Source organism: Sulfitobacter sabulilitoris, assembly GCF_005887615.1.
Taxonomy (GTDB): Bacteria; Pseudomonadota; Alphaproteobacteria; order Rhodobacterales; family Rhodobacteraceae; genus Sulfitobacter_E; species Sulfitobacter_E sabulilitoris.
Genome location: NZ_VANS01000003.1, coordinates 264,204 through 286,663 on the forward strand (window position 1 = coordinate 264,204; position 22,460 = coordinate 286,663).

Consider the following 22,460-nt stretch of genomic DNA (forward strand, 5'->3'; position numbering starts at 1 on the left):
GCTTGCACCCGCCCGGACCCGTGCCGCGCCGCGTGTGATTTCTACCGCGCCGCTGCCGGGCCGGGCCTGGCCCGGACTAATTCGTGCTCTGCGCGCTCAACGCCGCTTCGCGCATCTGGGTCAGGGTGACCCGCGGGGTCAGCACTTCGGGCGATATGTCGAGGTCGAGCAGCGCACCGCTGTCCGAGGCCAGCGCGCGGTCGAACGCGGCGGCAAAATCCTCGGTCGCGCCGACGCGCTCGGCGTGGAAGCCGTAGGCCTTGGCCAGGGCCACGAAGTCCGGGTTCACCATCGTGGTGCCGGACACGCGCGCCGGGTAATGCCGTTCCTGATGCGCACGGATCGTGCCATAGATTCCGTTGTTGAGCACCAGTATGATCGGCTGCGCACCGGCCTGCCGCGCGGTGGCGAGTTCCTGGCAGGTCATCTGGAAATCACCGTCGCCCGCGAAACACACCACCGTTCGGTCCGGGCAGGCGACCTTGGCCGCGATCGCGGCCGGCACGCCATAGCCCATCGCCCCCGACTGCGGGGCGAGCAGCCGCGCCTTGGACCCGTAGGAAAAGAACTTGTTGGGCCAGACGGTGAAATTGCCGGCGCCATTCGTCACGATCACGTCCTCGGGCAGCACCGCGCGCAGATGGGCGGTGACCTTGCCCATGTCCACCGGCGAAGTCAGATCCGGCAGGTCGAACCCGGCCTCGTAGGCCGCGCGCGCATCCGCCCGCCAGCCCGACCAGCCGCCCGTGACCGGCGCCATCTCGGCAAGGGCGGCGGCAAAGGCGTTGGGCCCGGCCTGGATCCCCAGTTCGGGCTGGTACACCTTGCCCAGCTCCAGATCCGAGCCATGCACGTGGATCAGCCGCTGTTTGGGCAGCGGTACGTCCAGCAGCGTGTAGCCTTCGGTCGAGTTTTCGCCAAAGCGGTTGTTGACGGCAAGGATCACATCCGCATCCGCCAGCAGCGTCCTGACCGATGCCACCATGCCGACCCCGGCCTCGCCGCAGAAGGTGGGCGAGGTGTTGTCGAACTGGTCCTGATAGCGGAACACCGACACAACGGGAATGTCCGAGCCTTCGGCGAACTGCTGCAACGCCAGGCTGCCCGCCTGCGTCCAGTTGCAGCCGCCATAGAGGATCACGGGGCGCTGGGCCTGTGCGAGGACGGCGCGCATCTTGTCCAGCGCGGCGGGGGCCGGGGCGGGCTCCGCGATCTCCGCCGGACCGCGCAGCGGCGCGGCGTCGGTCCGGCTGGTCAGCACGTCCTCGGGCAGGGCGACGACCACCGGGCCGGGCCGCCCGGTCGTGGCGGTTTTCCACGCCCGCGCCATGATTTCGGGAATCCGGTCCACGTCGTCGATCTCGACCGCCCATTTCGCCATCGTGCCGAACACGGCGCGATAGTCGATTTCCTGAAACGCCTCTCGGCCCTTCATATCGGTGCCGACCTGTCCCACGAACAGGATCATCGGCGTGCTGTCCTGCATCGCGGTGTGCACCCCGATGGAGGCATTGGTGACACCCGGCCCGCGCGTCACCATGCAGATGCCGGGCGTGCCCGTCAGCTTGCCGTAGGCGGTGGCCATGAAAGACGCCCCGCCCTCGTTGCGGCAAAGTACGAAATCAAGCGTTCCTCGGGTGTCGTGCAGGGCATCCAGAACCGCGAGATAGCTCTCGCCCGGCACGCCAAAGCTTTTCCGGGCCCCGAGCGCCACGAGACAGTCGACAATGAGTTGCCCCCCATTGCGCATCATGTCCGCGCCCCGGTGATGATGCGTCCTTGTGCCAGGGCAAAGCCGCTGGCCGCTGGCGTGACATGCGTCGGTGTCATGTGGTGTATCTCCTGACTGTGGGTGGATGTGCTGTCGGGTCTGGGTGTGAGACACCACGAAACGCGTGCGGATGGCAAGGGATGCCTGTCCGGTGGTGCGGGCGCCGCCCGCGCGGCGAAATGCGCCGATATGACCGCAATCATATGTGCGGCGCAATTTGTCGCCTAGTGTCCGCCAAAAAGGAGACAACGATGAAAAGATTTTTCCTGACCAGTCTCGCGACCTGCGCCGTGTTGATCTTGGGCCCCGACCCGTCGCGGGCACAAAGCTCCGGCCACGGAGCCCATGCGCATGTGGCGCAGGCCCCCGGGACCGGTCTGAGCGAGCCGGGACAGGGCGCGTTCGCCGCGCTGGCCGAGGTGATCGCGGAGCTGCGCCGCGACCCCGACACGCAGTGGGACCGCGTCGATATCGGGGCGCTACGCGATCATCTGGTCGATATGGATATGCTGGTGACGGCGGCCGAGGTCACGCAGGCCGGCATCGTCGGCGGGCTGGAAATGCGGATCTCGTCCCTCGGGGCCGGGGGCGCGGCCGCCGGGCGCATGGTGCCCGCCCATGCCCCTGTTCTGGCCGCTGAAACCGGGTGGCTGTCGCAGGTCGCGGCGCAGGGCGACGCGATTGTCTGGCGCGTCACGGGCGACGCGCGCCAGATCCGTGCGTTGGGCTTTTTCGGGCTGATGGCCCTGGGCGATCACCACCGCGCGCATCATCTTGCGTTGGCGTCGGGGCGTCCGGGCCACTGATCCTGGCCCGCCCCCTCCCGCGCGCGCGCGGGCCTGAGCCGGATCAGTCGCGCAGCGCGCCTTCCGCGTCCATGCGCATCCGCCGCTTCATCGCCTTGCCGACAACGATCGGCAGGACGAACCCGATGGCCGCAATCGTCCAGAGCGCGATCGACAGGGGCGAATCGATGAGCGTGCCCCAGTTGCCGTTGTCGATGGTGATGGCGCGACGCAGGTTGGATTCCATCGCGTTGCCCAGCAGCGTGCCAAGGATGACCGGCACCAGCGGCACATCGAGCTTGCGCAGCACCCAGCCCAGAACCCCGAATCCGATCATGACCAGCAGATCGAAGCTGGAGCCCGAAATGCCGTAGATACCGACGAAGGACACCATCGCCACCACCGGCATCAGAATGCGGGGCGGCACCAGCAATACGCGGGTAAAAAGCCCCACCATCGGTATGTTCATCGCCAGCAGCATCACGTTGGCGATGAACAGGGCCGCGATCAGCCCCCAGACGACATCGGGGTTTTGCGTGAACAGCAGCGGCCCCGGCGTGATGTTGAGCGACAAAAGCACCGCGAGCAGCACCGCCGTGGTGCCCGACCCCGGCACCCCCAGCGCCAGCATCGGCACCAGCGCACCGCCCGCGGCGGCATTGTTGCCCGCCTCGGGTGCGGCCACCCCGCGCGGGTCGCCGGTGCCAAAGGTGCCCGCCTTGTCGACCAGGCGCTTTTCCACCGAATAGGAGATGAAGGAGCCAAGCGAGGCGCCCGCACCCGGCAGCACGCCTGCCAGGAACCCAAGTCCGGTGGACCGGATCATCGTCGGCAAGCAGGACCGGATCAGGCCGAGGCTGGGCGTGATGCGGCCGATCTTGACCTTTGGCGGGGCCGCGTCGGCATCGGTGCTGCGGTGCTCAAGAAAGATGAACACCTCCGACAGGGCGAACAGCCCGACGATCGCCACCAGGAAATCGATTCCGTCATACAGGTGCACCTCGCCGAAGGTGAAGCGCGGCACACCGGTCTGCGTGTCCACGCCCACCATGGCCAGCCCCAGACCCAGCGCCGCGGCAAAGGCCGACTTCGCCTGGTTGGTCGATGACACCCCGCCAAGGGTGGCAAAGGCCAGCGTGAACAGGGCGAAATATTCCGCCGGGCCAAAGAGCAGCGCCACCTTGACCAGTTGCGGCGCCAGAAGGACCAGCCCCCATGTCGCGAAGAACGCGCCGAAGAAGGACGCGACGCCCGACAGCGCCAGCGCCTCGCCCGCGCGTCCCTGCTGCGCCATCGGGTAGCCATCGAGGCAGGTCATCATCGCGGGTTCGTCGCCCGGAATGTTGAGCAGGATCGAGCTGATCCTGCCGCCATACATCGCGCCGTAATAGACCGACGTCAGCAGGATCAGCGCGGGCGTCGCCCCCAGCCCCAGCGTAAAGGCCAGCGGGATCAGGATCGCCACCCCGTTGGACGGCCCAAGACCGGGCAGGGCGCCCATGACCGTGCCCAGAAAACAGCCCAATACCGCCAGCAGCAGGTTCTGCCAGGTCAGCGCGATGAAAAATCCGTCGCCCAATGCCGAAAGCGTATCCATGTCGGGTGGCTCCTAAAATCCCAGGGGGCCCCGGGCCAGCGACAGGCCGAGGATCAGGTGAAACACGGTGTAGATACCGCCGGAGGTCAGAACGCCCACGACCACCGACCACAGCGGCGCGGTGCCAAGCCGCCACGTCAGGTAGGTCGCGGCCAAGGCGGTGGCGATGACGAACCCCAGTTCGGGAAGGGCCACCGCATAGACACATAACACCGCCACGGCCATCCCGATCTCGGCCAGCCGCCCGACCGGGGGCCAGCGCGGATCGGGGTCGGGGCGGACCACGAAATACAGCGAGGACAGCGCCAGAACCACCGCGATGATCAGCGGAAACGCCTTTGGCCCGACCGCATCGCTGAGAAAGCTTTCCTGGATCAACGTCGCGCGCCAGGCAAAGATCGCCGCGACGCAAAGCCCGACGAGACCGAAAATCCTGTCGCTCATGCCTGTGTCCTTTTGACGGGGTGCGCACGCCCGGTGCCCTGGTGCCGCAGGGCACAGGGCGTGCGACCGGGGTCTACTGGATGATGCCGATCTGGCGCGAGATTGCTTCGATCTGGGCGACGGAGTCGGCCACGAAGGCTTCGAATTCGGCCCCCTGCAGGCTCAGCGGCGCCAGGCCGTTCGCCTCCATGATCGCCTTCCAGTCGTCCGAGGCGTAAAGCGTTCCGATCCTGTCCACCCAATAGTCGTAGGCGGCGTCTGACATGCCGCCGGGCGCATAGAACCCGCGCCAGTTCGCGCCGATCGCGTCCACGCCCTGTTCCGTCGCCGTAGGGATATCGGCGAATTGACCGCCCAACCGTTCTGGCGCCAGCACCGCGAGCACCTTGACGTCGCCGCTGTCCATGAACCCCTTGGCTTCGGACAGGTCGCCCGTAAAGGCCTGCACCGATCCGGCCAAAAGCTGGGTCACGGCCTCGCCTCCGCCGTCGAAGGCGATGTATTTGACGACGCGCACGTCATCGATGCCATAGGCGTTGGTCGCGATGAGCACCTTGAGGTGATCCCAACCGCCCACCGCCGACCCGCCCGCGACCGAGATCGAAGTGGGGTCGATCTTGATCTTCTCCAGCAGTTCGGGCAGCGTCGAAATCTCGCTGTCGGCGGCGACGGCGATCACGCCGTAATCCGCCCCCACGGACGCCAGCCAGCGGACCTGGTCCATCGTGTTGCCGGGATAGGCGCCCTGCGCCAGCCGGGTGGCCGTGGCCGAAGACGCCGCCACGATCAGATCGTTTTCGTCGTTGCGCTTGTTGACGACTTCGGCAAAGGCCACACCGCCGCCGCCGCCCGCAAGGTTCACGACCTGCATGGTGGACGGAATGAGCCCCTGATCCTGGAGCGATTTGCCGACCTGGCGACAGGTGAAGTCCCATCCGCCGCCGGGGTTGGCGGGTGCGATGCATTCGGGGTTTTCGGGCGTAAAGCCCTGCGCCTGCGCGCTGAACGCGCCGCAGGTCACGATCGCGGCGACGGCAAGGGCGCGGCGGGTTAAAGTCAGTGTCATGAAATATCCTCCCGGTGGTGAATGCCGCGCGCAGACCAATCCGTCCGTCACGGTCCCGAACCTACAGGCTACGCGGCTCTGGCCGACCTGTCACCAAATCTGTGTGGGAGATCGCGAGAAAACGCGTGCCGCTCAGAGCGGCGGCACGGCGGCGCAATGCGCGCCCCCGGCGGCCTGGCCTGACCCCAGCGCCAGGGCGGGTGGGGCCTTGTAGGGATTGAGGGCCGCGCTGACCGAGAGATCCGCGAAGACCAGGGCCAGCACGAAGAGAAACACCATCAGCGCGACGGGCTTGCGGGTCATGCGCGCGCCTCCAGCCCAAGGGCGGGGCGCATCCGCACGCCCCAATACGACCCCGCAAACGCCGCGACGAACCAGACCCAGCCGTGCAGACTGCCGGTGGACACCCCGCTGAAGAATGCGCCGACGTTGCAGCCAAAGGCCAGCCGCGACGAATAGCCAAGCAGGAATCCCGCGACGATCGTCACGCCCCAGGCCAGGGCAGGCAAGCGGGGCAGGCCGGCGGACAGGCCGCCGCGCCACAGGCTGACCAGCAGCGCACCGCCGATGAGGCCGAGGTTGGTCAGCGAGGTCACGTCGGTCAGGATGCTTTGGCCGAGGCGTTCGACATTGGTCGGCGCGGCCCAGAAAGCCGACGCCGACAGATCCGCCCCCAACGCCTGCGCGCCTTTGGCGGCCCAGAGCCCGAGACCATAGACCACGCCCCAGGGCTGCCCCGAGATCACGAGGTTTCCGACCGCGAAGAGCGCGACGAAGATCGCGGCAAGCCACAGCCGGCGCGGGATACGCGCCGCGCCGGGCGCCGCGAGCCAGATCGCCATGCCCGCGACGGCTGCCAGCCCCAGCAACGTGATGGCAAGCCCCGATGTGCCCGAAAAGGCCACCACCGGCGCGGTGCCAAGGCCGATCCACCAGTCGATGTGATAGGCCCCGGCAAAGCTGCCGATGGCGAAAAACGGCAAGGCCACGGCCCCCACCGGATTGCCCGAGCCCGCGTTGATCAGCGTGCCCGACCCGCAGCCCAGAACAAGCTGCATGCAGATGCCAAAGACAAAGGCGCCGCCGATCATCGCCACGCCGACGGGGGCATGGGCGCCGGTCAGTTCGCTCGTGTTGGCCGCCAGCAACGGAAAGGCCACAACCGCCACAAGGCCGATGGACACAAGCTGCGCCAGCAGGCCCGCGGGCTCGCGCCGCACGATCATTGCGCGCCACGGCCCGGCAAAGCCGAACCGCAGCCCCTCGAGCGTGATGCCAAAGCCCAGACCCACCAGAAGCAACGCGCCGAACCGCGCACCCGCCGCCAGTGCCACCGCCATCACGACCGCAAGGCCGACGGCGATCAGTGCTCCGCGTTCGAGAACGGCGGATCTTTGGACGGGTGCGGTGTCGGTCGTCGGAGTCATTGCGTCACGCGGTCCTCAAAAGATGCTCTTGACCTGATTCCACAGGTTGCGCAGCGGGCCGGGAACATTGGCCATCTCGTGACCCGCATTCGACCAGCCGACCATCGATTCCGGAAACAGCTTCACGTCGTCGATGCCGGCCAGTTCGCTCAGCGCGAACCAGTTGGTCGCCGCCCAATGCCCGGTGTTGCAGAACGATACCAGACGATCGCCATCCTGGAACCCGTTGTCACGCGCAAGCGACGCGGCAGCAGAGGCGTCGATCAGCGTGGGGTCGTCCGAGAACCAGTTCGAGTGGGTGAAATACTGCGATTGCGGCAGCGTTCCGGGGCGGGCGGCCGCCGGATGCGCCTGATTGCCCGACCAGAAGGATTCCGGGCGGGCATCGACAAGCTTGGCCTCGCGGTCGCCGTTCACGATGGCCAGAACGTCGTCGGTCGTGGCAAGCCATTGGTCTGAAAAGCTGACGGTGATGGTGCTGGGCGTGGGGGCGGGCGCGTCAACGGTGGTGGCCAGCTTGGCCTGCGTCCAGCCGTTCATGCCGCCGTTCAGAATGGCAAGCTGGCTGACGCCGCTGGATTTCAGCGTCCAGTAGACGCGCGCGGCGGCGCCGAAGTCAGTCTCGTTGCTGCCTTGGTGCACGATGACCGTCGGGCGGTCGGTGGTCACGCCAAGACTGCGCAGCACCTCGGTCAGCTTGTCTTCGGAGGGCAGTTGACCGGGGTTGTCCTGCGGTCCGCGAAACAGGCCGTAGGGGGCGGAGACGGCACCGGGAATATGGCCATCCTTGTAAGCGTCGCCGCGGATGTCCAGCACCAGCGGCGCGGTGCCGTCGAACTGCCCGGACAGCGCGTCAGGCGTGATCAGCGGGCCAAAAGGCGCATGACCATCGGCCGCGGCAGGAGCGGCCAGCGCGACCATCGTGGCGCAGGCGGCGATCAGGGAGACGTGTTTCATGTTCAGAACCTTTCGCTAGGTTGATGTCGAGCAGCGTCCTGACCCGATCGGGCCGGGGGTTCAAGGGGGTATCCCGCGCTGCGGTCTGAGCCTGATCTAGGGGCCAGCGCCGCGAAATCATCGGCAATCGCGCAATCGGAACCGGGTGTTCGCCCCTGCGACCGAAACATGGAACAACGTTCTGCCGCGCCCCGCCCGCACGGAACGCTGTTCGGGCGTGTTTCGCCTCCTGGCGCGCGCGTGAAATCCGCGTGTCAGACGGTTTTTGTCGTTTCGTTTTCGGCGCTTGTGATAAAAAAGTTGCGATAGGGTGACTTTGCGTTAATCTGGTCGAGCCTTTTGGTGGGGGACCAACGGCATACAAATATTCAAAGTCGTCTGTATTTAAGCACTTAGTGATTGCGCGTTGGGCCCTCCAACCCTCGATATTATGCGGGAGATCACCGTGAGCGGACAACCCAAGAAGATTGCGATCCTCGGAGGTGGCGTCGGTGCGATGACCGCTGCATTCGAATTGACGTCCACACCGGAACGCCGCGCGGCGTATGACGTGACGGTCTATCAGATGGGGTGGCGGCTGGGCGGCAAGGGCGCAAGCGGGCGCAGGATGGACGACGGCGCGCGCATCGAGGAACACGGCCTGCATGTCTGGTCGGGATTCTACGACAACGCCATCAAGCAGATGAAGGACTGCCTGGCCGAGTTGAAGGACGCCAACGAGGAGGCGGTGTATCACAGCTTCGAGGAGGCGTTCATCGCGCACAACAACATCGTGCTGGGCGAGGACGAGCAGGGCGGCTGGTCGTTCTGGCCGCTGGACGTGGAAACGAACCCCGCCACGCCCGGCAGCGACGGCGTGGCGCTGAGCGCGTGGGACTATTTCCTGGAATTGTCCAGGTATATCCGGGATCTCCTGGCCAAGGGCCCCGGCACCCTGTCGCAGTCGCGTCATCCCACGGCGGTCCTGCCCAAGCATGTGGCCACCCATGTGGCGGCCCAGACCAACGTCGATCCCGAGCATCCCGCCGCCAAGGTGCCCGAGCTTCTGCACCATCTGGCCCATCAGTTGCCGCGCCAGCCGCACAAGCATTCCGGCAAGGATCTGGAGGCCCTGCGCACGATGACCCGCGCGCTGCACACCGACGTGAAAACCGCGCGCGCCAAGGCCGTCGGTGGCGGAGAGGCGCTTTCGGCCGACAAGGAGCGGATGCAGCTGGTGCTCGACCTCGGGGTGACGGCGATGCGTGGGATGATCACCGACGAGGTGGCGCTCTACGGGTTTGACGGCATCGACGACCGTGAAATCTCGGAATGGCTGACGATGCACGGCGCGCGGCCCGAAACCGTCAACAGCCCGCTGGTGCGCGCGGTCTACGACTATGCCTTTGGCTTTCGCAACGGCATCACGGATCCGGCGCATCGTGGCATCGGCGCGGGCACTTTCCTGCACGGATCGCTGCGGCTGTTTTTCACCTACAAGGGCTCGATCTTTTTCAAGATGCGCGCCGGCATGGGCGACACGATCTTCACGCCCTATTACAAGGCGCTCAGGAACCGGGGCGTGAAGTTCAAGTTCTTCCACAAGGTGCGCGATCTCAAGCTTGACGGCGCCGGCAGGCTGATCGACGAGATCGTCGTGGACCAGCAGGCCACGTTGAAGAACGCGGACTACGACCCTTTCGTGCGGGCGGCGAATTACGACTGCTGGCCCAGCGAGCCGCTTTATGACCAGTTGGAGGAAGGCGACGCGCTCAAGTCGCAGAAGGTGCGGCTTGAAAGCTCGTGGAGCGATTGGGCCCCGGTGGCGACCCATACCCTCAAGCGCGGCACCGATTTCGACGAGGTCGTCTTGGGGATCAGCCTCGGGGCGCTGCCGCATGTGGCGGGTGATCTGATCGCGGCCGATCCGGCATGGCGCAAGATGGTCGAGCGGGTGGAAACCGTCGCGACGCAAGCCATGCAGCTATGGCTCAAACCCACCTCGGAAGAACTTGGCTGGGATCATGGCGACCGGATCCTGACGGCCTATGCCGACGCGATGAATACCTGGGCCGACATGACCCACTTGGACGCGGCCGAGGAATGGCCGGCCACCGACAAGCCCGGCAGCATCGCGTATTTCTGCGGCCCCCTGCCGGATGTCGATCCCCTGCCGCCCTTCACCGACACCGGGTTCCCCGCCCGCGCCGATGCGGATGTGCGCGAGAATGCCCTCAAGTGGATGAACGACCACGGGCCCGAACTTTGGCCCAATGTCTTCAAGCAGGACGGCTCGGGCTTTGATGAAAGCAAGTTGATCAGCCTGCAGACCCCCGCATCGGGCAAGATGTGGGACACGCAGTATTTCCGCGCCAATTTCGAACCGACCGAGCGCTATGTCCTGTCGGTTCCGGGATCGACCGATGCGCGCCTGCGTGCGGACCGCTCCGGCTTTGACAACCTGTGGCTTGCGGGCGACTGGACCTATACCGGCATCAATGCGGGCTGCGTCGAAGCGGCCGCCATGTCGGGTCTGCGCGCGGCAGCCGGGTTGACCCGGTCGCCGGTCGACATCATCGGCGAAGTGGCCAACCCGGTGCCGGGCCATGGTCATCATGGCAGCGCTCCGGACGTTCCGATGGCGCCGGTGCTGAAAACCATCCGTCCCCAGAATTCGGCCTGGCCGTGGAGTTCGGTCTACGGCATGGCGCAAACCACCGGGGCCACCGTCATGGTGCCCTTCGCGCGCCAGACCGTCGCCGCGATGCTGCCCAAGGGGCTGCAACTCGCGCCGCAAACGCTGACCGGGCCGCAGGAACACCCGGTGATCCTGCTGTTCGCGCGCCAGCGCGATGTGCGGCCCAATCAACTGCCTTTCGGGATGAATTACAGCGAATTCATCTGTGCGGTGCCCTGGGTCCAACACACTGATCCCGCGTTGCAGGATCTGCCGCCGCTGATCGTGCCGACCAGGCTCTACCTCGACAGCTTGCCGCCCATCCTGCTGGGCATCTATGGCTATGGGTTTCCCAAGGTGCGCGCCGCGATGACGGTGGATATGGACACCTACGTCATCCGCGACCCGAAAACCGACGAAGAGATCATCTCGTGTTCGTTCGACCGCACGGGGCCGCAGGACGCCGCCTATAAATTCGAGATGTTCAATCAGGCGCGGCCGGGTTATGAAATGGCAATGGTGACGCGAAACCGCGTCGGTCAGTGGCAGTATTCGGTTTACGATTTTTCGCTGGGTCAATCGCTGCTTGAGCCATTGGACATGCAAATCCGCATCTCGTCGGATCACCTGGGACTGCCGCGCGGCACCATCAAGCCGCCCAGCATTGCCGCCTCGCCCTTCGGGGCCGTGTTCCTGACCAGCGATGCGACGATCAATAACCCGTTGCAGTCTTATCACCTGCGCCAGGTTCTCAGAGAAAAGGCCACCTAGATGACGATCGACTGTTCGGGATGTGGCGAAACGCTGCCAGACACGGCGCGGTTCTGCAGCAGTTGCGGTGCCCGGGTCGTCGAACGCAGCGCCGTGCATTCGCGGTTCATGTCGGTCCTGTTTTGCGATCTGGTCGCCTCGACCAACCTGACGTCCACGCTGGGTGACGAGGTCATGTTCGACATCGTCACCCGCTACCAGACCATATGCAACGACGTGACCGCGGAATTCGGCGGTTACGTGGCCAAGTACATGGGCGACGGGATGCTGGCCTATTTCGGCTACCCGGAGGCGATGAAGAACAGCGCCGCCGCCGCGGTACGCGCCGGTCAGGAAATCATCGCGCGGACCCAGGCCCTGACACTTCCTGGCGGGCGCGAACTGTCGGCCAATGCAGGTGTGGCCACCGGTTGGATGGTGGTCGGAGAGGCCAACGCGGGGTCGCCCGCGGCCGAAACGATGGCCATCGGCGGCACCGTGAACCTTGCCGCGCGGCTTCAGGCCGAGGCAGGAACGGGCGAGGTCATCGTCTCTGCCGAGACCGGCCAGCGGCTTGATCCGTCCCGTTTCGAATTGTTCCCGCTGGGGGCCCGCAGCGTGCGCGGCTTTGATGCCCCGATCGAGATCTGGCGCGCCGCGGAAGCGGACGAGGATGCGCCCAATGCCGTCTTTGTCGGGCGCACGATGATGCGCGCGCAACTGGACGCAGCCTGGCGGCACACCCTTGAGCATGGCGTGACAGTCGTCGAGATCGTCGCCCCCGGCGGCTTTGGCAAAACCGCGCTGGCCCAAAGCTTTCTCGAGGCGACAGGCAGCGAAAACAACGTCTTTGTCCTGCGGTGCGAACAACACCGCCGCGACCAGAGCTATGCCAGCTTTCGCCCCTTCGTGATGACGCTGGCCGGGCTGAACCGGGCCGCGCCCAAGGATGCGCAAAAGCAGCGGCTGACCGACTGGGCGCGTCCCGAGGCGGCGGCGGGCCTGTCATTGCTGTGCGATCTCGACCCGAGCCCGATGCCGCCGCTGGTGCGCAACGAGACGATCAAACAAGCCCTGCGCGGGATGCTGGACAAGGTCCTGCCCGAGGGCCCGTCGATTCTGCTGGTCGAGGATGCGCATTGGCTGGACGCGGAAAGCGCGCAGCTTCTGGCGGAACTGCCCGACCGTTCGAGCCACCGAAATCTGATGCTGCTTTCGACCCGCCGGCCCGAAGGGGCGCGCATCGACTACCCCGACACGACCCGCATCGAACTGGGCCCGATCACGGACGCGGACGCGATGGGCATCGTCGCGACCATCGACAGCGCCAACACGATCAGCGACGAGCTGCGCGCCACCATCGTCGAGCGGGCGGGCGGTGTGCCGCTCTATCTCGAACACATCACGCGCGCGGTCGTGGAGCGCCCCGACAGCGCCCCTGCCGACGCGATCCCGCTGACCATGATCGAAGCCCTGATCGAACGTTTCGATCATCTGGGCGATGCCAGCGATCTGGTGGAATCCGCCGCCGTCCTGGGGGCCGAGGTCCGCCTCGACGTTCTGGCCTCGATGCTGGGGCTGACGGCGGAGCGGGTCTCCGAACAGGTGGCCAAGCTGATTTCACGCGGTCTTTTCTCGCCCGGCGGCGATGGGACCGTTGTCTTCGATCACGCGCTCATTCGCGATGCGGTGATCGAGACATTGCTGAAATCGCAGGTCACAAAGCTGCATCAGCGCGCCCTGACGGCCTATCGAAACGCCGCGCCGGAGCGGCTCGCCTCCGATCCGGTGACCGAGGCCACGCACCTGATGGGGGCGGGCCAGCCGGCCGAGGCGATCCCGAAGCTCGTGACCGCCGCGCAATCGGCGTTGATGCGCGGCGAGATCGCCGAGGCCGTGCGCCTGCTGAAATGGGCCGAAACCGGGCTGGACACGCTGGCGGCGGGGTCGGACCTGCGCAACGAGCTGGAGATCATGGTGAAGTTTTCACTGGGCCTGGCACTGGTGCAGCACCGCGGATTTTCGGACGCCGCCGTGGCAGAGGCCTACGAGCGCGCGCTCGATCTGTGTCTGGCCACCGACAAGACCGGCGAGGCGGAATTCCAGATCGCCTGGGGCATCTGGGCGCATTACGTCGTGACCGGCGATGTCGACCGGGCCGAAAGCCTTGTGCACCGCATGGACGAATTGGCGCGGGCGGAACCGGCGCTCGAGGTGCTGGCCGCCTCGGCGCGGTCGATGTACCAATGGAACCGTGGCCGCCTGGCCGATCAGCTCAAGACGGCCGAGCAGGTCAGGGCGCTTTATCAACCCGATCTGCACCGCATGCATGCGGTCACCTATTCGATGGACAGCCTCGAGATGTCGCTCCTGTTCCTGACCCACGGGCGCTTCATCGCCGGCGATCTGCCCGGCTGGCAGGCGACCTACACGGCCGCGATGGAGCATGAGGCCTTTCTCGATCTGCCGGTTCTTGCGCCCTACGTGCAGATCTATTCGACAGCGCCGAATACCTACGCGTTGGCCGATCACGACTATCGCCCCAAGTTGCAGCGCGCCGTGGAACTGGCCGCCGAGATGGGGCAGCCCTTCTGGATCGTCGCGGGCGGCATCTGGATGGCGCATGAACGGTTCCGTACCGCGGGCGCGGAGGCCGCGATCGACGATCTGGAGGCCGCCGCGGCCCAGATGCACGGCATCGGTCTTGAACTTGGCCGGGCCTATCACGAGGTGGTTCTGGCGCAGGCCCGCGCCGAGGTGGGGCGCCACGACGACGCAGCCGACGCGCTGGCGCTGGCGCGGGCCACGATCGACGCGGGCCGCGACCGGATCTATGCGCCCGAGGTGATGCGCATCGGTGCGGAAATCAGGCTACTGCGCGACCCGGACGCCACGGAGGCGGTCGCGGCGGAGCTTGCACAGGCCGCAAGCATGGCCGCTGAAATCGGCGCGGGGGCGTGGTCCGCGCTGATCGCGGCCTCGCAGGCGCGGCTGCGTGCCCGTACGGATGGCCGCCCGGCGGCCGAGGCGTGGCTGACCCGCAGGCTGGATCAGCTGACCCCCTCGGGGTCGACCGATCACCCGGCCTTTGTCAGCGCGCGGCAAGCTTTTGACAGGCCGATCTAACGCCGCCGCCCGCAGGGCGGCCCGCAACACGGCACCGGGCCTGGTCCGGTGCCAGGGACGAAAGGGGAAAGGATGGCGATAGAGCAGTCCTTGTTTGCGTTCATCTGGACCCATTCCAAGAAGGCCCAGCTTGGTCTCTTGGCGGTTACGGCGGCGCTTTTCCCGCTGCTCTACCTGACGCTGGAACTGCCCAAGCGCATCATCAACGACGCCATCGGCGCCAGCGGGACTCCGACCGAAATCGCGGGGGTGCAATTTGGCCAGGTCACGCTGCTGGCGATCTTGTGTACCGCGTTTCTGCTGGCGGTGATCGCGCACGGCCTTTTGAAGATGCGGATCAACACGATGAAGGGCGTCGTGGCCGAACGGTTGCTGCGTCGGTTCCGCTATGCGCTGATCGGTCGGATCATCCGGTTCCCGCGGCCCTACTTTCAGCGCACGTCGCAGGGCGAGCTTGTGTCGATGGTCACCTCCGAAGCCGAGCCGCTGGGCGGTATGATGGGGGACGCGCTGGCGCAGCCGGTGCTGCAGGCCGGTCAGATGCTGACCATCCTGGGGTTCCTGTTCATCCAGAGCCTGTGGTTCGGGCTGGCGGCGATGGCGCTGATCCCGGTGCAGGCCTGGGCGATCCCGCGCCTGCAACGGCGGATCAACGTGCTCAACAAGGCGCGGGTGCAACAGGTGCGCCGGCTTGCCTCGCAGATCGGAGAGACGGCGGCAGGCGCGGACACCCTGCGCCGCAACGGGGGCTGGCGCAACCGCATGGCGATCATCTCGGCCCGCCTGGGGCGTCTTTTCGAGATCCGGCTGGCGATCTATCGCAAGAAATTCTTCATGAAGTTCCTCAACAACTTCCTAACACAGATCACGCCCTTCATGTTCTTTTCCATCGGCGGCTACCTGGTGATCCGGGGGAATGTGTCGCTTGGCGCGCTGGTCGCGGCGCTGGCCGCTTACAAGGATCTCAGCTCGCCGTGGAAAGAGCTTTTGACCTATTACACCCAGGCACAGGAAATGTCGCAGCGCTGGTCGATCATCACCGAACGCTTTGCGCCGCGCGGAATGATCGACGAAACCCTGTTCGATGACCCGGACACCGCCGCCGACGCGGCCACCGACGAGGCCCTGACCGGGGACATCGTTCTTGAAAACGTCTCGGTGCATGACGCCAACGGCGCGGCGGTGCTCAAGGATCTGTCGCTGCGACTGCCGGGGGGGCGCAGCATCGGCATCGCGGCACCCAGTGCCGAAGACCGCCGCGCCCTCGCCGAGCTTGTCACCCGCGAGATCACGCCGACCGAAGGCACGCTCAAGCTGGGCGAGCGTCCGATGAATTCGATCCGCCAAAGCGTGATCGCCGCGCGTATCGGCTATGTCGATTCGCGGCCTTTCGTGTTCCAGGGCAGCTTTGGCGACAACGTGCTGATGCCCCTGAAATCAAAGCCCGCGACCCCGGCGCCCGCCCCCTTTGCACGCGAAGCGGCCCTGTCCGGCAACAGCATCGACCCGGTGGCGGCAAGCTGGCTTGACCCGGCGCGCGGCGATCTGGCCACGCAGGAGGCGGTCCGGGCGCGCTGGCTTGCGCTGATCGAGGAGATCGGCTCGGCCGAGGCGCTTTTCAACCGCGGGCTGGACCTGAGCTTCAATGCCGAAAGGCATCCCGACCTGGCCGCGCGGCTGGTGGCGCTGCGCCCCAAGCTGCTGTCCCTGCTGCGCGAGGAAGGTCTGACCGACCAGATGATGCGCTTCGACGTCACGCAATACGCGCCCGCCCTGCCGGTCATGGACAACCTGCTGTTTGCCGTACCGCGGTCGAAATCGACGCTGGCCGCCCTGACCGGACAAGAGGGGTTTCAGGATCTTTTGCGCCAACTGGGGCTGCATGACACCATGCTGAGCCTGTCGCGCGACGTGATGAACATGCTGCGCCAGACTTTCGGGATGGACGGCACCGACCACCCGCTGTTTCGCAAGCTGGGGCTTGAACCCGCGCTCTATGAAATGCTGGTGGAGCTGTCCCAGCGCCCCGTGGCGAACGGGTCGTCACGCCGGCGCACGCCCGACCTGGGGCTGCTCATGTCGGTGCCCTTCCGCATTTCGGCGCAACAGATCGGGCCCGCCTTCTCGGACGAGATCAAGCAGCGCATCCTGACCCTGCGCGCCGCGCATGCCGAGGATTTGCAAGCGCGGCTGATCGACGAATACGTGCCGCTGGACCCGGACGAGTTCGCGCCGGGGCTCACGGTTCTGGAAAACGCGATGTTCGGCAAGGCCGCCGACACCGTGGGCACCCGCGCCGACCGGATGCGCGGCCTGATCGCCCAGACCCTGCGCGAGTCCGGGCTGGCGCCCGCGGTGACGGCATTGATCTACGATCTGCCGACGGAATTGGGCGGTGCGAACCTGCCCAGTGTCTTTGCCGAGGCGCTGTCGCTGAGCCGGGCGGCGATCAAGGCCCCCGATATCCTCGTGCTTGATACTGCGCTGGCCACCCATGATGCAGATGTGCGGCGCAGCGCGCACAGCCGGTTGCGCCGCCTGTTGCCCGACGCCACCATTCTGGTGCTGGAGCCGCAGATCGACGACATCGACGCCTTCGATGCCTATGTCGAGATCGAGCAGGGCCGCGTCGTCGACAGCGATATCGTCCAGTCCGACGATCACGACAACGCCGCCAGCGCCGATCTGGCGCGCAAGCTTCAGGCGCTGGAAAAGACGCAGCTGTTCTCGGGGCTGGACCGCAAGCAGTTGCGCCTCTTGGCGTTTGGCGCGCGGTGGTACACCGCCAAGGCGGGCGATGTGATCTTTCACAAGGGCGACGATGCCGCCGATGGCGCCTATCTGCTGCTGGAGGGCGCGGCGGCGCTCTATCGTCCGGGGCCGCGCGGCGCACAGGTCGAGGTCGCCAAGGTCGCTCCCGGTACGGTGGTGGGCGAACTGGGTCTGATCACGGACGAGCCGCGCCGCCTGGCGTTCCGTGCCAACAGCGATCTGACGATCCTGCGCATCGGCGCGTCGGAATTCCTGGCGGTGGTCGAAAACGATGCGGCCACGGCGCTCAAGCTGCTGAGGGTGGCGGCCGGGTATCTGTCGGATCGCTCGGCGCGCCGCCAGGAGCGGACCGATACAGCCCCTGCGCCACAAACCCCGCCGCCGCCCGGCCATGCGACCGACCGTGCGCCGGCGTCGCACGACAGCGAGTGACGCCGCCGTCGCGGTCGATCAGAAGCGGATGACCATCCCCTCGAAGGCCCGCTCGACCATCGGTGTATCGGTGGCCGAGATCATGTCGGGACCAAGATGCGTCACGATCAGCCGCTTGGTGTCCAGCCGCGACAACTGGCGGCACAGCGTGTCATAGCTCAGGTGGCCATCAAAGCTCTGGTCGTGGCGGTCATTGCAGTCGCAGATGAACAGGTCCGAACCCGCGCTGATATCGATCAACGCATCGGTCCAGCCGGTATCGCCCGAATAGGCAATGACGATTCCTCCGCCACTGATCCGAAGCGCCGTCGCGGGTTCCGGCCCGGCGGAGTGCCTGACCTTTTCCGAGCGGACGGTCCGGCCGGCGATCTGACACTCCTCGCCGGGTGGAATTTCGACCAACTGCAGGTCCAGCCCCCATCCATCGGCCCAGATGTCGGGAAAGACGCAGTCCGACAAGGCGCGCAGCCGCTCGGAAAAGCCAGGCGGCCCCGCGATCGTCAGCGGTGTCTCTGGGTTCGAGATAAACCGGCGATGCGACAGCAGGTAGGGCAAGCCGCCAAAGTGGTCGCCGTGCAGATGCGTCAGATAGACTGCATCGATGCTGGCCGGGTCGACGTTCTGGGCCTTGAGGGCCGTCATGCTGGAGGCGCCGAAATCGACGACAAAGCGCCCCTGCGCGTCATCGATCATGAAGCACGTCTGATATCGACCGCCGCTGCCGAAAGCGTCGCCACAGCCGATTACGCGAAGTTCTGTTTTTCGCACTGAAATGAGGTCACCCCCCAAAATAAAGAAAATCCAAAACGAATATAATCACAGGTTGTATCTTGAGCGAGGTCAGTCAGGCAAGTCACATGACGCGGCTTGGGCGGCATTTTCTGGTCGGACCGTGTCGTTCCGGCCATTCTGGTCATCGGCCGTCCGGTCATGTCAAGCGCTGCGGCGCGGTTGGGCCGTGTCCAGCAGGTCGATAAAGGTCTGTCCGGCGCCGTCGAAGTTTCGCACCAGCGGCGCGGTCAGTGCGGATTGCGCAGCGAAATATGCGCCCACCCGGCACATCTGAAGCGCGAATTCTGGGTGCACGCCGGCGTCGTCGTATTTGCGGATCCGCTCCTTGGACAGCCAGCCGCGCTTGCGGGCCTCCTTGGTGATCAGCTTGATGCGTTGCACGCAGTGAAACGTCAGATAGACCGAGAGGTAATCGAGGTAGTCAGCCAGATCATGCCCGCACGCGGGGTCGAATGCGTCGATCACCACGTCGACCATCGTGTCGGGTGCGATCGGCCAGGCTTCGTCCCCGATAAGCCAGGCCAGGTCCTCGGCGCCGTGCCGCAGGCCGGAGTATTCGAAATCGAACCAGCGCAGACGATCGTCGTCGCCAATCGCGGCGTTGCCGGACCGGCAGTCCCATTTGACGAACTGGCGTCCGGGATCTGCGATGCGCAGATAGGCCGCCCCCCTGTCGAACCGCGACGAGATCCCGCCGCCGTAGGGGGCGAGAAAATCCACCGCATCAACGAAATTCGAAACCCAGTCCACGTTCGATCCCAGTTGCGGCATCATCTGCGCCAACGTCGTCTTGCGCGCGGCGGACTGGATCCGGAATATCGCGGCGACGGCCTGCGCGGCCAGATCGATCTGACCCTCGCGGGAATGATTGACGATGTCCTGGTTCAGGCGCCGCCCGCCCACATCGGCCTGGAACATGATCTCTCCCACCACGCCCAGGCACTCGGGCAGGTCGCTGCAATGCGCGCCCAGGCTTTTCAGCACGTGAGCCTCCAGATGGGTGCGGCGGAAGTTGGGGCGCAGGGTGGCGATGACATTGCGGTCGGGGAAATGCAGCCGAAAGCTTGACCGGCCTTCGCCGCCGGGGGCGGTCACACGGTCCACCGGTTGCGCGAAATGATCCTCTGCGGCGGCAAGTATCTTTTTCAGGCGGGTCTCGTTCTTGGATTTGCTCACGGCGTGGTGCTCTTTTCGGTTTGGTCTTGCCTTGGCGGCCATCGGGCGCTGACATCTGGGGTTGCGAGCGCCGATATGCCTGATCGCTGTGTCAGAAATTGGGCGGCAATGGGAAAACCAAAAGGGCATATGGCGCGCGGCCTTGGTCATTGGGTGGCACGAATCGTAAAGCCGGCACCGCCGGGCGGGACAAGAGCACTTGCCGCGTTTCGATGACAGTGCGCGCAGGACGCCGACACTGTTTCTCCGATCCGTACCGACATGCAGCGAATACGGCAAAAATGCGTAATTAATTTGTCTGGATTCCCACCACCCCGTAATTTCAGGCTCTGTTGAAAAAGCCATCCCGGCACCACAGGGGGCATGTGGCTTTTGGTTCGATTTTGGCCACGGTTTTTGGCCGCCCTGTCTTTGCGAGGAGCGAAATTATGACTGAACTCTCATTCGAGGCGAACACCCAGAGTGGATACCAATGGGGCGGCACGTCATACAGCGCAACCGGGGCGAGCACGACGAAATCATACCATAACGGCGGCGTCGAAGGCGACAGCTTCGCCAGTTGGTACGACGACAACCTCGCACATATGTTCGACGGCTCGAGCCCTTCGACCGAATTTGACGCACCCACAGGCTCCGGCTCGGGCGGCACCCAAGGCTCCGGCTCCGGCGGTACGAAGGGCTCCGGCTCTGGCGGCACGCAGGATTCCGGCTCTGGCGGCACGAAGGGCTCCGGCTCGGGCGGCACGAAGGGCTCCGGCTCGGGCGGCACGCAGGGCTCCGGCTCCGGCGGCACACAGGGCTCCGGATCGGGTGGCACCAAGGGCTCCGGCTCGGGCGGCACGAAGGGCTCCGGCTCTGGCGGCACGCAGGGCTCCGGCTCCGGCGGCACGAAAGGCTCAGGATCGGGCGGCACCGAAGGCGGCAACGCGCCGCATGATCCCGAGATCTGCGATACACCTCCGGCTGGTCCCGACGATGGCAAGACCACCCAAACCTTTGAGCTTGGCGCGCCGGGCAAGGTCTTGATTTCGGTTACGCAAACGCCGACGGGAACGCTGTTTTTCAACCTGACGCCCGCGTCCTTCGAGCAGGGTCTGTCGGACATCGACGGCATCTTTCTGAACGTGGCGGGCACCAGCGCGGTGCAGTCGATCAATTTCTTCCCCGAGGCGAATTCAGGCGGTCAACCCGTTACGGACATTCAGGCGCGCGCCGATGATGTGACCGGGCTGACCAACGGTGCGGCGCCGGGTGGTGTCTTTGATATCGCGCTGCAATTCGGCACAACGCCCGGATCGACCCAAGGCGCCGTGAATTCGGTGAATTTCACGCTGTGGTCAGACGACGGGCCACTGACGCTCGCGGACGTCGACTTGCAGGGCATGACGCTGCTGACCGATACGGATACGGCCGCTGGCGAGGTTCTGTCCGTGACCGGCATCGCCGGCGAAAACGCCGCGCTTGATCCGCAAGCAGACGACGATACCTGCGACACGCATGACGGCTCCGGCGGTACAAAAGGCTCCGGCTCGGGCGGTACGAAGGGCTCCGGATCGGGTGGCACGAAGGGCTCCGGTTCTGGCGGCACGCAGGGCTCCGGATCGGGTGGCACGAAAGGCTCCGGCTCTGGCGGTACGAAGGGCTCCGGCTCGGGCGGCACGCAGGGCTCCGGCTCTGGCGGCACGAAAGGCTCCGGCTCGGGCGGCACCAAGGGCTCYGGTTCCGGTGGCACGCAGGGCTCCGGATCGGGTGGCACGAAGGGCTCYGGTTCCGGTGGCACGAAGGGCTCCGGCTCTGGCGGTACGCAGGGCTCCGGCTCCGGCGGTACGAAGGGCTCCGGCTCGGGCGGCACGAARGGCTCCGGCTCCGGCGGCACGAAGGGCTCCGGCTCGGGCGGCACGCAGGGCTCCGGCTCCGGCGGCACGAAGGGCTCCGGCTCGGGCGGCACGAARGGCTCCGGCTCTGGCGGCACGAAGGGCTCCGGCTCGGGCGGCACGAAGGGCTCCGGCTCGGGCGGCACGCAGGGYTCCGGCTCGGGCGGCACGAAGGGCTCCGGCTCTGGCGGYACGCAGGGCTCCGGCTCGGGYGGYACGAAGGGCTCCGGCTCGGGCGGCACGCAGGGCTCCGGCTCGGGTGGTACGCAGGGCTCCGGCTCGGGCGGCACGAARGGCTCCGGCTCGGGCGGTACGAAGGGCTCCGGCTCGGGCGGCACGCAGGGCTCCGGMTCGGGCGGCACGAAAGGCTCCGGMTCGGGTGGCACCAAGGGCTCTGGTTCCGGTGGCACGAAGGGCTCCGGTTCTGGCGGCACGCAGGGCTCCGGCTCGGGCGGCACGCAGGGCTCCGGCTCCGGCGGCACCAAGGGCTCCGGCTCCGGTGGCACCAAGGGCTACGGCTCTGGCAGTGTCCAGGTGCACAGCACGGTCGCGGCATGGCCGGCCTTTACCGGTGACGAGGGTGATCGGGAGCAGGATGACGAAGAGGACGTGATCTATGCCAGCGGCTCTGGTGGATCGGGCGGGACGTCCGGCATGACCACGGCGCAGAAGGTCTCGGTCGAGGACGTGATGGCGCTGATGAGCCAGCCGGACCCTGAGGGCTATGCGGCGGAGCAAAGCGAAGAAATAGATGACGAGGAAGTCGACGACGGGATCCTGATCTGATCCGGATCCGACCGGCGGGCCGCGCCCCCGCATCGCACACCGACACGAC

General features: G+C 66.1%; 14 protein-coding genes. 5 read left to right on the top strand and 9 right to left on the bottom strand.

Annotated elements, in window-relative coordinates:
* Window positions 1-76: 76 nt before the first annotated feature.
* Entirely contained in the window at window positions 77-1,753 is a 1,677-nt protein-coding gene (locus FDT80_RS13515; protein WP_138662833.1) for a thiamine pyrophosphate-dependent enzyme, read from the bottom strand.
* Window positions 1,754-2,022: 269 nt separating this feature from the next.
* Between FDT80_RS13515 and FDT80_RS13520 the strand changes: the two genes are divergently transcribed.
* A complete protein-coding gene (locus tag FDT80_RS13520; RefSeq protein WP_138662834.1) occupies window positions 2,023-2,577 on the top strand; it encodes a hypothetical protein in 555 nt (184 codons plus the stop codon).
* A gap of 43 nt (window positions 2,578-2,620) precedes the next feature.
* Here the strand turns inward: FDT80_RS13520 and FDT80_RS13525 are convergent, their stop codons facing one another.
* The 6 genes from FDT80_RS13525 to FDT80_RS13545 form a co-directional block, all read right to left on the bottom strand.
* Window positions 2,621-4,153 carry a tripartite tricarboxylate transporter permease gene (locus FDT80_RS13525; protein WP_138662835.1) on the bottom strand — a complete coding sequence of 511 codons (1,533 nt, stop codon included), beginning with the start codon at window positions 4,151-4,153 and terminating at the stop codon, window positions 2,621-2,623.
* Between the two features lie 12 nt (window positions 4,154-4,165).
* The gene (locus FDT80_RS13530; RefSeq protein ID WP_138662836.1) at window positions 4,166-4,597 is read right to left on the bottom strand and encodes a tripartite tricarboxylate transporter TctB family protein; all 432 of its coding nucleotides are present in this window, start codon (window positions 4,595-4,597) and stop codon (window positions 4,166-4,168) included.
* Window positions 4,598-4,670: 73 nt separating this feature from the next.
* Complete coding sequence (locus FDT80_RS13535; RefSeq protein ID WP_138662837.1) at window positions 4,671-5,663, bottom strand: Bug family tripartite tricarboxylate transporter substrate binding protein; 993 nt, start codon at window positions 5,661-5,663, stop codon at window positions 4,671-4,673.
* A gap of 132 nt (window positions 5,664-5,795) precedes the next feature.
* Window positions 5,796-5,966, bottom strand: coding sequence for a hypothetical protein (locus tag FDT80_RS18910; RefSeq protein ID WP_170311867.1), 171 nt, complete (start codon window positions 5,964-5,966; stop codon window positions 5,796-5,798).
* Window positions 5,963-7,003: a YeeE/YedE family protein gene (locus FDT80_RS13540; RefSeq protein ID WP_246039964.1), complete on the bottom strand. Its 1,041-nt coding sequence runs from the start codon at window positions 7,001-7,003 to the stop codon at window positions 5,963-5,965. The genes FDT80_RS18910 and FDT80_RS13540 overlap by 4 nt, the downstream gene beginning before the upstream one ends.
* A gap of 102 nt (window positions 7,004-7,105) precedes the next feature.
* On the bottom strand, window positions 7,106-8,047 hold the full coding sequence (locus tag FDT80_RS13545) for a sulfurtransferase (protein ID WP_138662839.1): 942 nt from the start codon (window positions 8,045-8,047) through the stop codon (window positions 7,106-7,108).
* A 445-nt stretch (window positions 8,048-8,492) separates the two neighbouring features.
* Between FDT80_RS13545 and FDT80_RS13550 the strand changes: the two genes are divergently transcribed.
* From FDT80_RS13550 to FDT80_RS13560, 3 genes are all read left to right on the top strand, one after another.
* Window positions 8,493-11,474, top strand: coding sequence for an NAD(P)-binding protein (locus FDT80_RS13550; protein ID WP_170311868.1), 2,982 nt, complete (start codon window positions 8,493-8,495; stop codon window positions 11,472-11,474).
* Window positions 11,475-14,579, top strand: coding sequence for an AAA family ATPase (locus tag FDT80_RS13555; RefSeq protein ID WP_138662841.1), 3,105 nt, complete (start codon window positions 11,475-11,477; stop codon window positions 14,577-14,579).
* A 72-nt stretch (window positions 14,580-14,651) separates the two neighbouring features.
* Entirely contained in the window at window positions 14,652-17,783 is a 3,132-nt protein-coding gene (locus FDT80_RS13560; RefSeq protein ID WP_138662842.1) for an ABC transporter transmembrane domain-containing protein, read from the top strand.
* Window positions 17,784-17,801: 18 nt separating this feature from the next.
* Here FDT80_RS13560 and FDT80_RS13565 read toward each other — a convergent pair whose 3' ends face one another.
* A complete protein-coding gene (locus FDT80_RS13565; protein ID WP_281278397.1) occupies window positions 17,802-18,551 on the bottom strand; it encodes an MBL fold metallo-hydrolase in 750 nt (249 codons plus the stop codon).
* A gap of 165 nt (window positions 18,552-18,716) precedes the next feature.
* Window positions 18,717-19,751 (bottom strand): hypothetical protein, encoded by a 1,035-nt coding sequence (locus tag FDT80_RS13570; RefSeq protein ID WP_138662844.1) that lies wholly within the window; start codon window positions 19,749-19,751, stop codon window positions 18,717-18,719.
* A gap of 428 nt (window positions 19,752-20,179) precedes the next feature.
* On the opposite strand from FDT80_RS13570, the gene FDT80_RS19100 reads away from it, so the two are divergent.
* Window positions 20,180-22,411, top strand: coding sequence for a hypothetical protein (locus tag FDT80_RS19100; protein ID WP_246039954.1), 2,232 nt, complete (start codon window positions 20,180-20,182; stop codon window positions 22,409-22,411).
* Window positions 22,412-22,460 lie beyond the last annotated feature (49 nt).